Annotated in this window: 11 protein-coding genes; 7 read left to right on the top strand and 4 right to left on the bottom strand. The window is 39.1% G+C overall.

The genetic code is table 11. The features are described from left to right. Nucleotides 1–10 precede the first annotated feature (10 nt). From K1I43_RS09505 to K1I43_RS09495, 3 genes are all read left to right on the top strand, one after another. Nucleotides 11–1,162, top strand: coding sequence for a THUMP domain-containing class I SAM-dependent RNA methyltransferase (locus K1I43_RS09505; RefSeq protein ID WP_136260203.1), 1,152 nt, complete (start codon nt 11–13; stop codon nt 1,160–1,162). A gap of 96 nt (nt 1,163–1,258) precedes the next feature. Next, entirely contained in the window at nt 1,259–3,187 is a 1,929-nt protein-coding gene (locus tag K1I43_RS09500) for an ATP-dependent DNA helicase (RefSeq protein ID WP_136260202.1), read from the top strand. 52 nt (nt 3,188–3,239) lie between these two features. Continuing rightward, complete coding sequence (locus tag K1I43_RS09495; RefSeq protein WP_136260201.1) at nt 3,240–4,751, top strand: carboxypeptidase M32; 1,512 nt, start codon at nt 3,240–3,242, stop codon at nt 4,749–4,751. Between the two features lie 25 nt (nt 4,752–4,776). Here K1I43_RS09495 and K1I43_RS09490 read toward each other — a convergent pair whose 3' ends face one another. The 4 genes from K1I43_RS09490 to K1I43_RS09475 all read right to left on the bottom strand — a co-directional run bounded on the left by K1I43_RS09490 (nt 4,777) and on the right by K1I43_RS09475 (nt 7,785). Further along, the gene (locus K1I43_RS09490; RefSeq protein WP_075039111.1) at nt 4,777–6,426 is read right to left on the bottom strand and encodes a b(o/a)3-type cytochrome-c oxidase subunit 1; all 1,650 of its coding nucleotides are present in this window, start codon (nt 6,424–6,426) and stop codon (nt 4,777–4,779) included. Further along, nucleotides 6,423–6,896 carry a cytochrome c oxidase subunit II gene (locus tag K1I43_RS09485; protein WP_006318623.1) on the bottom strand — a complete coding sequence of 158 codons (474 nt, stop codon included), beginning with the start codon at nt 6,894–6,896 and terminating at the stop codon, nt 6,423–6,425. Before K1I43_RS09485 ends, K1I43_RS09490 begins: the two co-directional genes overlap by 4 nt. A gap of 21 nt (nt 6,897–6,917) precedes the next feature. Continuing rightward, complete coding sequence (locus K1I43_RS09480) at nt 6,918–7,067, bottom strand: cytochrome c oxidase subunit 2A (protein WP_009361298.1); 150 nt, start codon at nt 7,065–7,067, stop codon at nt 6,918–6,920. Between the two features lie 262 nt (nt 7,068–7,329). Beyond that, nucleotides 7,330–7,785 carry a chemotaxis protein CheX gene (locus K1I43_RS09475; protein ID WP_009361297.1) on the bottom strand — a complete coding sequence of 152 codons (456 nt, stop codon included), beginning with the start codon at nt 7,783–7,785 and terminating at the stop codon, nt 7,330–7,332. A 260-nt stretch (nt 7,786–8,045) separates the two neighbouring features. Here K1I43_RS09475 and K1I43_RS09470 point away from each other — a divergent pair, with 260 nt between their 5' ends. The 4 genes from K1I43_RS09470 to K1I43_RS09455 all read left to right on the top strand — a co-directional run bounded on the left by K1I43_RS09470 (nt 8,046) and on the right by K1I43_RS09455 (nt 13,583). Next, nucleotides 8,046–9,113, top strand: a complete 1,068-nt coding sequence (locus K1I43_RS09470; protein WP_136260200.1) for a type III polyketide synthase — start codon at nt 8,046–8,048, stop codon at nt 9,111–9,113. Then, the gene (locus K1I43_RS09465; RefSeq protein WP_136260199.1) at nt 9,110–9,610 is read left to right on the top strand and encodes an isoprenylcysteine carboxyl methyltransferase family protein; all 501 of its coding nucleotides are present in this window, start codon (nt 9,110–9,112) and stop codon (nt 9,608–9,610) included. Before K1I43_RS09470 ends, K1I43_RS09465 begins: the two co-directional genes overlap by 4 nt. 78 nt (nt 9,611–9,688) lie before the next feature. Then, complete coding sequence (locus tag K1I43_RS09460; RefSeq protein WP_136260198.1) at nt 9,689–13,318, top strand: dynamin family protein; 3,630 nt, start codon at nt 9,689–9,691, stop codon at nt 13,316–13,318. Beyond that, nucleotides 13,311–13,583: a YpbS family protein gene (locus tag K1I43_RS09455; RefSeq protein WP_019417706.1), complete on the top strand. Its 273-nt coding sequence runs from the start codon at nt 13,311–13,313 to the stop codon at nt 13,581–13,583. Before K1I43_RS09460 ends, K1I43_RS09455 begins: the two co-directional genes overlap by 8 nt. Nucleotides 13,584–13,619: the final 36 nt, after the last annotated feature.

The following is a 13,619-nucleotide window of genomic DNA, read 5'->3' as shown; positions in this document are numbered from 1 at the left end:
GTGAAAACATATGGGACAAATGACATTCATTGCTACTGCGGCGATGGGACTTGAATCGATCGTTGCAGACGAAGTGCGTGCGCTCGGCTATGACTGTGAAGTAGAAAATGGGAAAGTGACATTTGTTGCAGATGAGCGGGCGATTTGTCGCACGAACTTATGGCTTCGCACAGCCGATCGTGTAAAAATCAAAGTAGGTGAATTTCCGGCGACAACGTTTGATGAGTTGTTTGAACAAACAAAAGCGTTACCATGGGCGCAATTTTTGCCGATAGATGCCCAATTCCCCGTTGTCGGAAAATCCGTCAAATCAAAATTGTTTAGCGTATCAGATTGTCAAGCAATCGTAAAAAAAGCGATTGTTGAACATTTAAAACAACATTATCGCATTTCTTGGTTTGAGGAAACAGGCGCGTTATTTCGTATTGAAGTAGCTTTACATAAAGATATCGCTACATTAACGATCGATACGAGTGGAGCAGGATTGCATAAAAGAGGATATCGCGTCAAACAAGGGGAAGCACCATTAAAGGAAACATTAGCAGCAGCGCTCGTTCAATTAACGAATTGGACGCCAGATCGTCCGTTTGTTGATCCATTTTGTGGATCAGGAACGATCGCAATTGAAGCAGCGTTAATTGGACAAAATATCGCGCCGGGATTTAATCGCGAGTTTGTATGTGAGCAATGGAATTGGATCCCATCTCGCTTATGGGACGAAGCAAGAGAAGAGGCGGAAGATGTAGCGCGTTATGACCAACCGTTGCATATTGTCGGATTTGATATTGATCATCGCATGGTCGATATAGCGAAAATAAATGCCCAAGAAGCTGGATTAGCAGATTTAATTACATTTAAACAAATGCAAGTAAAAGATTTTCGGACGAAAGACGAATACGGTGTCATCGTCGGCAATCCGCCTTATAGTGAGCGATTAGGAGAAAAAGAAGAAGTGGAACAATTGTATCGAGAAATGGGAAAAACATTTGCAGCTCTCGATACGTGGTCGATCTATATGTTAACTTCTCACCGTCAATTTGAGCAATTGTATGGTAGACGTGCAACAAAACGCCGAAAATTGTTCAACGGCTTCATCGAAACGCAATATTATCAGTTTTGGGGACCTCGTCCGCCACGTTTGTACGAAAAGCTGTCTCGCTGACAGCTTTTTCTTTTCAACTTCATTGACTTCTTTCTTTTTTTGATCGATAATTAATGTTTGTGTACTTCGTTTAAATTGATGGAGGGGCTAAAAAATATGAGCAAATATCCGTTTACATTAAACAAAAATGAAAACTTTTTTGATAAATTGAATGAATGGATTGGGGACGTTTTTTACGATATTTTACCTGAAGCAGGGTTTGAATTACGCGATGAACAAATTTTTATGGCATTTCAACTTGAGCGAGCGTTTAAAGAGAAAAAAGTGATGTTCGCCGAGGCGGGTGTAGGGACAGGAAAAACGATCGTATATTTACTTTATGCTATTTGCTATGCACGTTATATCGGAAAGCCTGCGATTATTGCTTGCGCAGATGAAACGTTAATTGAACAGCTTGTCAAAAAAGAAGGAGATATTGCGAAAATTTCGCGCGTCTTAAACATGGACATTGATGTTCGACTAGCCAAATCGTCAGATCAATATTTATGTTTAAACAAATTAGACGAAGTATTAATGACGGAAGAAGAGGAGTTGTACGAGCAAATTTTTGATGAACTGCCTCCTTTTGTTCATGATCATGCTCCACTTCAAACGTTTTATCATTATGGTGATCGAAAAGACTATGCTCATTTAAGTGATGAACAATGGTCAAAAATTGCTTGGGATCCGTTTCAAGACTGTTTAGCGTGCGAAAAACGTCATCGCTGTGGTCAAACGTTATCGCGCGACTATTATCGGAAAGCAGCGGATTTAATTATTTGTTCGCACGATTTTTACATGGAACATATTTGGACGTATGAAGCGCGGAAACGCGAGGGACAGCTTCCACTTTTGCCTGAAGCGAGCTGTGTCATTTTTGACGAAGGGCATTTATTAGAGTTTGCCGCTCAAAAAGCGTTGACGTATCGTATGAAAGAAACGACGTTAGAGACATTGCTTTCTCGTTTATTAGAAAATGATATTCGTGAACAATTAGCTTATTTAATTGAAGATACATTAGAACTGAGTGTACGTTTTTTTGATGAATTAATGAATCATGCGAAAGCTGTACCGGGATCGAATCGTCAAGAGTTAACGTTTACTCCATCTCTTTTGCAACTTGCACAAAATTTACAAACAAAAGTTGAGCAAATTGGAGATGAACTCGTCTTTGAAAGTGAGACGTACACGATTGATCACTATCAATTAAAAGTTGTTGATGAGTACCTCGATCAAATTCATCACTCCTTGCACTTATTTATTCACAACCGAGATGCAATTACATGGCTTGAATCATCGCTAGATGGCAATACGCTTGTGATTATGCCGAGAACGGTACAGGAAGTGTTGCGGGAAAAAGTATTTTCTAAACGCATGCCATTTATTTTTTCGTCTGCCACACTATCAAATGAAAAATCATTTGATTATATGGCAAAAAGTCTAGGAATTGACGAATATATATCGTTTCATGTCGATTCCCCGTTTGACTACGATGAACAAATGACCATTTACATGCCAATATTTGAAAAGAACGAACGTATATTTGAAGAGAAATACGCGTATGCCTTAGAAAAAATACGCGAAACGAATGGGCGTGCTCTCGTATTGTTCCCAACGCGCGAACAATTGAATGAATTTAAAGCTCGTGCCCAGCGTGAAGAACAATTTTCTTTCTTATTTGAAGGGGATCAAGAAATTAGCGAACTTGTTTCTCGCTTTCAAAATGAAGAAGAGACGATTTTATGTGCCCAACATTTATGGGAAGGATTAGACATTCCAGGCCCTTCATTAAGCAACGTGATTATTTGGGCGCTTCCTTACCCTCCAAATGACCCTGTTTTTCAGGCGAAGCGAAAGGAAACGGACAATCCGTTTTGGGAAGTTGATGTTCCGTATATGATTTTACGATTGAGACAAGGAATCGGGCGCCTTATTCGTCAACGAGATGATCGAGGAATCGTATGTATTTTTGTAACAGATGATGAACCGATGCAAGTAATCGAGGCGATCAAACGTGTATTACCGACAGATGTACAACAAAAATAAAGGAATCATTGTAAGTATTGTAGAATAACAAATATAGAATGGAGGGAAGAAGATGAAGACAAGTATTCAAGAAGTAGAAAAGCAATTTCTCCAATACATCAAAAAAATGATGGCATATAAAGAAGCCATTTCACTTATGTATTGGGATTTGCGCACAGGGGCACCGAAAAAAGGGGTTGACCAACGTTCTGAAGTAATCGGGATGTTGTCGCAAGAAGTGTTTCGCATGTCGACTTCAGAACAAATGGCCGCATATATTGCGGAACTTTCCGCTAAGTCGGTACAAGAACAATTATCACCTGTTACCCGTTATACGTTAGCAGAATGTCAAAAAGAGTATGAGCGCAATAAAAAAATTCCTGCTGACGAATATAAACAATATGTCATTTTGCAATCAAAAGCGGAAAGTGTATGGGAAGAAGCGAAAGCAAAATCTGACTTTTCCCTTTTTGAACCATATTTAAAACAGCTTGTTGACTTTACAAAACGTTTCATTACATATTGGGGCACAAACGGACACCCATATAATACGCTATTAGATTTATATGAGCCGGGCGTGACAGTCGATTTATTAGATGATGTGTTTTCAAAACTACGTCATCATATTGTTCCGCTCGTTCAGCAAATTAGCCAGTCCCGTCACAAACCGGAAACGAGCTTTCTATTTCAACCGTTTCCGAAAGAAAAGCAAAAAGCATTTAGTTTGGCGCTGTTAAAAGAGTTAGGTTACGATTTTGATGCAGGTCGGCTAGATGAAACTGTACATCCTTTTGCTATTACATTAAATGATGGGGACGTCCGAATTACAACGAAATATGACGAAAACGATTTCCGAACAGCCATATTTGGTACAATTCACGAATGTGGTCATGCCCTTTATGAACAACATATTTCTAAAGAACTGGCAGGTACACCGTTGTACGATGGAACGTCAATGGGGATTCATGAATCCCAATCGTTGTTTTATGAAAACTTTATTGCTCGTCATTATTCATTTTGGAAGCGATATTATCGTTTATTACAACAATATGCTCCGCATTTTTCGCATGTTTCGTTAGACGATTTTTATCGTGCGATTAATGAGTCGAAACCGTCCCTTATTCGTATTGAAGCTGATGAGCTGACGTATCCATTACACATCATTGTTCGATATGAAATGGAAAAAGCATTGTTTGATGACGCCATTGAAGTGAAAGATTTACCATACATTTGGAACGAAAAATACGAAGCGTATTTAGGTATTCGTCCAGAGCGTGATGCGGAAGGAATTCTTCAAGATGTGCATTGGGCTGGAGGAAGTTTTGGTTATTTTCCATCGTATGCACTTGGATATATGTATGCGGCACAGTTTAAACATACGATGGAGAAAGAACTGACATTTCATCAGTTGCTTGAAAATGGGGAACTTGTTCGTATTCGAGAATGGCTTACAAAGCATGTTCACCAATTCGGAAAAACGAAAAAACCGCTCGATATTTTACATGAAGTAACTGGAGAAGGTTTAAATCCAATCTACTTAATCAACTACTTAGAAGAAAAATATAAACATATTTATCGATTATAAAAAAACCGGGCGAGTGCCCGGTTTTTTACCAAAGTTTAAACCCTTTTGATCCAGGAGGTGCATTTTGGATCATATCGATAAATGGAACTGTATATGCGATTAAAATGAGTACAACCGCAATACCGATCCACAATGTCCAGTTTTCGAACACAAGTGGTGTACGTTCAGCCTGCTCAGCTACTTCTGCAACAGGGAACTCTGTTTCACCTTTTGGAGCGAAAAATGCTAAGTTTGTTACGATAATGAGCACGAGAATAATACCGATGAATAAAATCGTTCCACCAACCGCTTGAGCGATTTGATAAGGAATCCATTCTAGTGCTTGTGGCGCATCGCCGTATGTTGAAAATGCTGAACGGCGTGGGGCACCAAGTAACCCTGCAAAATGCATCGCACTAGACATGAAAATCATACCGATGGACCAAACGATTGTTTGAATAATTGCTAGACGATTCATTGCTTTTGTCATGACTCGTCCTGTTAAGTGCGGGATAAGCCAATAAGCTCCCCCGAAGAATGTCAATACGACTGTTGTCGCTAATGTTAAGTGGAAGTGACCAGTTACCCAAATCGTATTATGGACGACTTGGTTTAATTGGTGTGATGCGTTGACAAGACCACCAGCACCAGCAGGGATAAAGAACAACATACCGACAAACGGCGCAAAGAAACGTGCATCACCCCAAGGAAGTTTTCGTAACCATCCGAATAATCCTGTTGCTCCTTTTGAGCGACCGTACATTTCAAACGTTGCGAACATTGAGAACGCAGTCATTAATGATGGAATAACGACCATAAACGTTAAGACAACTTGTAAGTATTTCCAAGCTGGATCAATTCCAGGTTCCACAAGTTGATGGTGGAAACCGACAGGAATCGAGAAAATTAAGAATAAGATGAATGACATACGAGCAAGGGAGTCTGAAAACATTTTTCCACCAATAATTTTTGGAATAATTGCATACCAAATCATATATGCCGGTAATAACCAGAAATATACGAGCGGGTGACCGAAATACCAGAACAATGTTCGGCTTACGAGCACGTTAATCCGATCGACATAACCTAATGACCAAGGAATAAGCTGGAATAATACAGTCGCTGCTACACCGAGCGAACAAACGAGCCATAATACCATGTTGACAACAGACATAAATGTAAGCAACGGACTGACTTGACCCGGATGAGCTTTTTTCCATTTTGCATAATGAGCGAACATAGCAAAACCGCTAATCCAGCTACCGACCACAACAAGCGTTAAACCGATATAAAAACCTGCATGTGCTTGTAGTGGGGCATAAAATGTATATAAAACAGAAGCTTCACCGATTAAAATGTAAAAGGCAGTAATCGCTGTACCGATTGTCATGAGCCAAAAACCGATCCAACCCCAAAACCGCACGCGGTCAGAAAGCGTTCCGGCAGTACGACTTACAGCAGCAAATTGGAAACCGATAATGAAAAATGTAGTTAAAACGAGTCCAAGCAATACGCCATGCGTTGTTAAAATCGTATAATAGCTAATGCCTGCCGGCAATTCAAATTTTCCAGAGCGTACAAGCACTTGTAATAGACCAGCAAGTCCTCCTAACGCAAGTGCAACGAAAGCGACATAAATATGGGCCATGGCTAATTTGCCATCACGTGCATCAACTTTCCATGTTCCGTTCATCATTGTTCAACCACCTTCACTTTCGCCGTCATTAAGTGGTGACCGGCACCGCAATATTCATTACATAAAATGACATACTCGCCAACTTTATCAAATGTTTGTGTGTAGCTACTGACGTATCCAGGTTCAACCATCATGTTTACGTTCGTTCCAGCCATTTCAAACCCGTGGATCACGTCTTTCGTTGCGACATTGATCGTTACTTTTGCTCCTTTTGGAATTTCGACTTGGTTTGGTGTATACGCAAATGCAGAAGCAACGATGTTCAATTGATATTCATTATCTCCCGTTTTAACAAGGCCTGGTTTATCAAATGGTGGTGTTTGATCGACTTTTTCCGGATCGATCGTTGTTAAACAGCTTGGTGGTTGCGTTCCTTGCGCAAATGCACCGACTCCTAAGACGGCTAAAAATACGAATAACGAACCGATGCCGAAAAACAGCCAAATTTTTTCATACTTATGCATGTGCATAACGTCTCGTCTCCTTTCTCTCTATAAGCGATTTAAAAACAAGAAATATACGCTTACCCACGTGAAAATGAGGAAAAACCCTAAAAACAAAACAGAAGCAAGTGTTCCTTTTAATGCGGGTTCTTTCTCCACTTTTGTTTTCGGTGTGTTTGTGTTTAATTGAGTTTTCATTTCCACCCCTCCTTTCCTAAATAAACCTTAAATAGAAATGTATACACTTACATCATACAAAACAATTTGTGAAATGAAACGCTTTCTTCAGATGTTTCACAAATTGTTCATTCGTTACTTTACCATCATCATAACCGTAAAAATAAGGGGTATCTGTGACTTTTGTCACACGCATTTTGTGAGGTTGTGAAAAAAGTGTGAAATATTTAGAAAAAGATGGCTATGGCATAAAAAAAGAAGCTTACAAGCGCAAGCTTCTCATTTATTCATTATCAATTGTTAAAATAAGTTGTAATTCCCCATTGCTTTCGAAGTGGATCGGTACGCGAAAAGCTTTGTCAAAACCGTAAATTTTTGTTTGACCAACAAGAACAGTCGGAGGAGTAATATCAATGGTAATGCCTTTTTGTGATACGACTGTGGCCAAGTTTCCTGCGATCATATTCCCAAGTTCACCAGTAAATGATTCAAGCATTTCACCTTCTAACGGCATACCGAACATCGTTTCTCCGATTTTTCCAAACATCGTTTCATGTCCTTCAATGATTAGACGCCCACGTAAGTCTCCAGTCATCCCGATCAATACACTAATAGATGTTTGTGTAAAAGGTTGGACAAACAATGAAGGCTTATCAATTGTCATTAGTAGTGGGATAACAGACCGAATCGATTCGATCGTTCCATTTAAAATCGTTGTAATTTTCTCACCTAAAGCCATAAAAAAGACCCCCCTTTTTTCTTCATCATAACAAATTTTTCACTTTGATGACATCATTTTTCGACACATCCAAACACGAATATATAAAAAACATAGTGACGAAACAACAAATTGCGTTATAATGAAAGTGCACAACAACATACCTCCTTTCAAAACGTCGAAAGCTTTCCTCCTATTGCTGAGAGGAAAGCTTTTCTATTTATCATGTATAAAATTTCTTTATTGGAAAAATATTATCTTTACCGAAAGGAGGAACATAGATGCCGAGTATTGTTGCAGTTGAATTAGCTAAACTTCCTTACCGCGTTTCACAAAACGAGGTGATGGTTGCCATAAAACGTATGTTTCAACACCGTTATGAACATATTGATCGGTTATTATCTATTTTTGAACATGATCATATTCAGTCAAGATCGTTTGTACAACCATTAGATTGGTATATGCAAACTCATTCGTTTGCTGAGAAAAATAAGCTGTATATTGAACATGCGGTTCGATATGGAAAAGAGGCGATCGAACGCTGTTTACGTCGTGGAAACATTGGTTTTGAAGACATTGAAGCGATGTTTTTTATTTCAACGACCGGAATTGCTACACCGAGCATTGAGGCAAGAATAATGAATGAACTTCCTTTTTCTGTACACATGAAACGCATTCCGATATGGGGGCTCGGATGTGCGGGTGGAGCAGCTGGTATCGCTCGGGCGGTAGATTACTGTCGAGCATATCCGAAAGCGAAAGTGCTTGTTCTTGCTGTGGAACTTTGCAGTCTAACGTTTCAAATGGATGATGTATCAAAAAGTAATCTTATTGGCACATCATTATTTGCTGATGGAGTAGGTTGCGCGTGTGTAGTAGGGGATGATGTACTGCAACAAAATGTCGTTCCTCAGGTGATTGATATGCAATCGATATTTATGCGTAACACGGAAGATGTCATGGGGTGGGATATAAAAGATCAAGGTTTTTATGTTGTGTTTTCTCGACATATTCCGACGATGATTCGTCAATCAATTGGCGAAATCGTAGAATTATTTTTAGGAAGAAGTGGAATCAAACTTTCCGAAATTGAACATTTTGTTTTGCACCCAGGTGGTAAAAAAGTGCTTGATGCGTATCAAGATGGTTTACACATCGATGAAGACAAGCTCGCTCATGCGATCACGGTTTTACGACAGTACGGAAATATGTCGTCTGTTACTGTGCTCGCTGTTTTACAACGTTTTTTAAAGCAGTCGATGACTCCACAGGGATACGGTTTAATGATGGCGATGGGACCAGGATTTAGTTGTGAACTTTTGTTGTTAAAATGGGGAGATAGGGTATGAAATGGAGCATATTTTTCTTTTTAATTGTTCAACGATTCGTTGAATTGTATTGGGCAAAAAGAAATGAACGATGGATGAAGGAGCGGGGGGCAAAGGAATTCGGACAAAATCACTATAAGTATATCGTATGTATGCATTGTTTATTTTTTGTTTCGCTCTTGCTAGAAGGGATTCGTAAACGTCCGTCACGATTGTGGCCTGTTTTGTTGAACATATTTGTCGTATTACAGTTATTCCGTCTTTGGATTATCGCTTCGCTTGAAAGGTATTGGAACACAAAAATTATTGTATTGCCAAAAGCAGAACGGGTACAGAGAGGCCCGTATAGATGGTTTCGTCATCCGAATTACCTCGTTGTTGTTCTAGAATTCCTTGTTATTCCGCTTATGTTTCAAGCATATTGGACAGCTGTCATATTTACAATATGTAACGCATACCTTTTATCTGTTCGTATTCGTGTAGAGGAGCAGGCGCTACGTTTATTAAAATCCCCCTAATAAGCAGGGGATTTTTTATGTATTTTTTTTGTGAACTACAGTAAAATGAAGGTAGATTTTTTAAAAGGGGTATGGGAAATGATTCAAATGACAAAAACAAAATCATTGCAACAATGGATATATCGACTGATTGCACTTCATGATGAATTTATGAAAATAGGTGACATGGCGCAGGCAAATAAAACGAAACAATTAATTAAAAAAGTGTATCATCAAGAATTTACAATCGCTTTTTGTGGTCATTTTTCTGCCGGAAAGTCTAGCTTAATTAATGAATTGATCGGTGATTCACTGTTGCCGTCTAGCCCTATTCCAACAAGTGCAAATCTTGTGAAAGTAAAAGCAGGGAAACCGTATGCACGCGTATATTATAAGTCTGGTCAAGCGATCGAATACGCAGCTCCTTACGATTACGAAGAAGTAAAAACGTTTTGTCTAGATGGCGATACAATTGATATGATTGAAATTAGCGATGAAACAGACACAATTCCAAGTGGAATTGTACTTATGGATACACCAGGAATTGATTCGACAGATGATGCCCATCGTTTGGCAACAGAGTCTGCTCTTCATTTAGCCGATGTTATATTTTATGTAATGGATTATAATCATGTTCAGGCAGAATTGAACTTTGAGTTTACAAAACGGTTGTCACAGTACGGAAAAACGTTATACTTAGTTGTAAATCAAATTGATAAACATCGTGAAGAAGAGCTTCCGTTTTCGCAGTTTACTCGTTCTGTTGAAGAGGCATTTCAGCAATGGGGAGTCACATTTGAACGCATGTTTTATACTTCGCTGAAACAAAAAGAGCATGTACATAATGAGTTCGATGAATTAAAACAGTTGTTGCAGTTGCTTTTTTGTGAAAAGGAGGAGCGGCTTGAGCAAAGTATACGTATTGCTGTCGAGCAAATGATTGATAATCATATGCAGATGCTTATCGCTCAACAAGAGGAAGAAGAGCAACATATTCGTCAATCGCTTTCGTTTGAGGATGAAAGAATGCTTCTTGAGAAAATGGAAGAAACGGAGCAAGCGATTGATTATATAAAGAAAACGTGGTTGAGTGCAAAGCAGCATGTTGAACAGCAGTTAGAAGCGACGTTGCATAACGCCTATATGATGCCTTATGAAACGAGAGAGCATGCTCGTGCCTACTTAGAAGCATGTCAACCTGATTTTAAAGTAGGTTTTTTGTTTACAAAGCAAAAAACAGAGGAAGAACGACGGAAACGACTGCGTGCTTTTTATGAAGATTTGCGAAAAAAAATCGAAAGTCAGTTAGAATGGCATGTTCGTGACCTACTGAAACGTTTTTATCAACAATATGACGTTCATGACCACGAGTTATTACATCGTATTCAACAATTAACTGTTCCGTTTTCAGAACAATGGATTGTTGAACGAAAGCCAAATCAGCCGCTTGTTACAGGGGACTATGTATTAACGTATACAAACGATATAGCGAATGAAATAAAACGGTTATATCGCGATGCGGCTCTTCAACTCGCGGAGCAAATAATTGAAAAAGGGAAGGCGCAACAACGGTTAAATATATATGAGCAACAACTAGATGAGCTGATAAAGGAGCGAGCGCGTTGGGAGCAATTGAAGCAACTTGTTTATCATCGTAAACATACGCGTGAACAATTGCAAAAAGTCGTTGACCATGCAACACCGTTAAGCGATGATGCGATTTATCCATTTATTCACGAGACGTTTACGATGCGAATAAGCAATCAAAAGAAAGAAGAAGTTCCACAGGAAAAGGAAGCGGTGCAAGAAGAACGTCCAATTCAAACGGTGCAAATGGCAAATGAGACGGTTGAGCAAACGATCGAAAAGCTACGGGTCATTAGCCAAATGATTGCTCCGATTGAAGGGATGAAACAGCTAGCGAAAGAAATGGGCGAAAAAATTCAACAACTTCAACAACGGACGTTTACAATTGCTCTATTCGGGGCGTTTAGTGCAGGAAAATCTTCATTTGCAAACGCGTTAATAGGTGAACACGTCTTACCTGTTTCACCTCATCCAACGACGGCGACAATAAATAAAATTGTTCCGCCGACAGACGAGCATCCACATGGAACCGTAGTTGTACAAGTAAAAACGGAGCAACAGCTTTTAAACGATTTGCAACACTCTTTGCGCTTTTTCGGCGTGCAAGTTCATTCGTTACAAGAGGCGATCGAAGAAAGCAAAAAAGCTATTCGTAATGAAGCTATTGATGCAAAAGAGCGTGTACATTGGGCATTTTTACAAGCTGTCGTGCGCGGTTATGAACAAATGAAAGAAAATCTAGGGCGATTGCTTGTCATCTCATTTCAGCAATTTCACGAATATGTAGCAAATGAAACGAAATCGTGTTTTGTTGAATGGATCGAATTGTATTATGATTGTCCGCTCACTCGTGAAAATATTATTCTTGTTGATACACCAGGAGCCGATTCTGTAAATGCTCGTCATACAGGAGTAGCATTTAATTACATTAAAAATGCTGATGCGATTTTCTTTGTCACATATTATAACCATGCATTTTCCAAAGCGGATCGTGAATTTTTAATTCAGCTTGGTCGTGTGAAAGATACATTTAGTTTAGATAAAATGTTTTTCATCATTAATGCAGCTGACCTAGCTCATACAGAAGAGGAATTGCAGTCGGTCGTTCGTTATGTAAAAGAGCAGCTTTTGCAATTTGGTATTCGCCATCCACGTCTTTTTCCATTATCGAGTAAATGGGCACTTGCAGAAAAAAACGGGGAAACATTCGATCATCATGTGTTATCGAATTCAGGAATGAGCACGTTCGAGCAAACATTTTATCCGTTTATCCATCATGAGATCGGCTCACTAGCCATTGCTTCTGCTCGTTTGCAAATGAAACAAGCGCGAAAACGGTTAGCAGAATATATTGCAGAAGCGAAGCAAAGCGATGATATAAAACGTAAAAAGTTGCACATCTTGCAGCAAGAGCGACAACAGCTTGAACAGATGATTGAACAATATGAAACAGACTATGATGTTCATGCAATCGAACAAGAGCTGAACGAGTTAGTTTATTATATTCAACAGCGCATTTCTTTCCGTCTGTCAGACTGGTTTAAAGAATCGTTTAATCCATCTGTTTTGCATGACCGACAAACAAATATAAAAAAGGCGTTACAATTATGTTTAGATGAATTTTTATACTCTATCGGATTTGATTTGGCGCAAGAAATGCGTGCAACTAGCTTGCGAATAGAAGCTTTTATAAATAAGCGGTACGATCTTCATTTTATGGCGTTAGAAAACCAGTGGAAACAAGTGCATGATCTTATTGTAACAAAAGTCGATCTTTCAAGTTTTCCGACGTTACAATTCCCGATCGCTTTTGAGCAAATCGATCGCAACGTGTTTAAAAAGGCGCTTTCGTTGTACAAAAATGCGAAATCATTTTTTGAAAAAGATGAAAAGCGACTCATGAAAGAAGAGCTAGAAAAACAATTACATGAGCCAATTGCGGCGTATGTAGCTGAACAAAAACAACGGTTGCTCGCGCATTATACAAAACAGTGGAATATAATTATTGAGCAACTTCATTGTCATATGCGTGAACAACTAAATGAGCATTTTACAGGTTTATTTGCCGCATTAACGGCTAAAGCACCAATAGACGAATTACAACATATTTACGATATGATCGGAGGAATGGATGATGAATGAAGTTCACCAAGCGATTACAGCACATTCACAAAAGCAACATGCACTCGTTCGGGCGTTTATCGAGCTAGACGCGAAACGAGAAGCGTATATTGAGGAAGCCGTCTCTTTATGTCAACGCGGCGAATCGTTTTCTGTACACAACATTAACGAAGTAACAAAACAAATAAATGAATTAGCTAAAAATGGAATTGTACCACAGCGAAAATATGTGACGGTTGACATGGTAAAGGAATATGTCCAAAAATTAAATAACAAATCGTCGTAGTGTAAAACGTCCCATTCGCGCATACTATTTGTGCAT

The sequence above is a fragment of the Anoxybacillus sp. ST70 genome (assembly GCF_019553625.1).
GTDB lineage: Bacteria > Bacillota > Bacilli > Bacillales > Anoxybacillaceae > Anoxybacillus > Anoxybacillus gonensis.
This window is presented reverse-complemented; position numbering and strand designations above follow the sequence as displayed.

What these genes read in the sequence shown, in the direction of transcription:
- K1I43_RS09495 (WP_136260201.1), top strand. Translation starts at nt 3,240, where the DNA reads ATGAAGACAAGTATTCAAGAAGTAGAAAAGCAATTTCTCCAATACATC.
- K1I43_RS09480 (WP_009361298.1), bottom strand. Translation starts at nt 7,067, where the DNA reads ATGAAAACTCAATTAAACACAAACACACCGAAAACAAAAGTGGAGAAA.
- K1I43_RS09485 (WP_006318623.1), bottom strand. Translation starts at nt 6,896, where the DNA reads ATGCACATGCATAAGTATGAAAAAATTTGGCTGTTTTTCGGCATCGGT.
- K1I43_RS09475 (WP_009361297.1), bottom strand. Translation starts at nt 7,785, where the DNA reads ATGGCTTTAGGTGAGAAAATTACAACGATTTTAAATGGAACGATCGAA.
- K1I43_RS09505 (WP_136260203.1), top strand. Translation starts at nt 11, where the DNA reads ATGGGACAAATGACATTCATTGCTACTGCGGCGATGGGACTTGAATCG.
- K1I43_RS09455 (WP_019417706.1), top strand. Translation starts at nt 13,311, where the DNA reads ATGAATGAAGTTCACCAAGCGATTACAGCACATTCACAAAAGCAACAT.
- K1I43_RS09460 (WP_136260198.1), top strand. Translation starts at nt 9,689, where the DNA reads ATGATTCAAATGACAAAAACAAAATCATTGCAACAATGGATATATCGA.
- K1I43_RS09490 (WP_075039111.1), bottom strand. Translation starts at nt 6,426, where the DNA reads ATGATGAACGGAACATGGAAAGTTGATGCACGTGATGGCAAATTAGCC.
- K1I43_RS09470 (WP_136260200.1), top strand. Translation starts at nt 8,046, where the DNA reads ATGCCGAGTATTGTTGCAGTTGAATTAGCTAAACTTCCTTACCGCGTT.
- K1I43_RS09500 (WP_136260202.1), top strand. Translation starts at nt 1,259, where the DNA reads ATGAGCAAATATCCGTTTACATTAAACAAAAATGAAAACTTTTTTGAT.
- K1I43_RS09465 (WP_136260199.1), top strand. Translation starts at nt 9,110, where the DNA reads ATGAAATGGAGCATATTTTTCTTTTTAATTGTTCAACGATTCGTTGAA.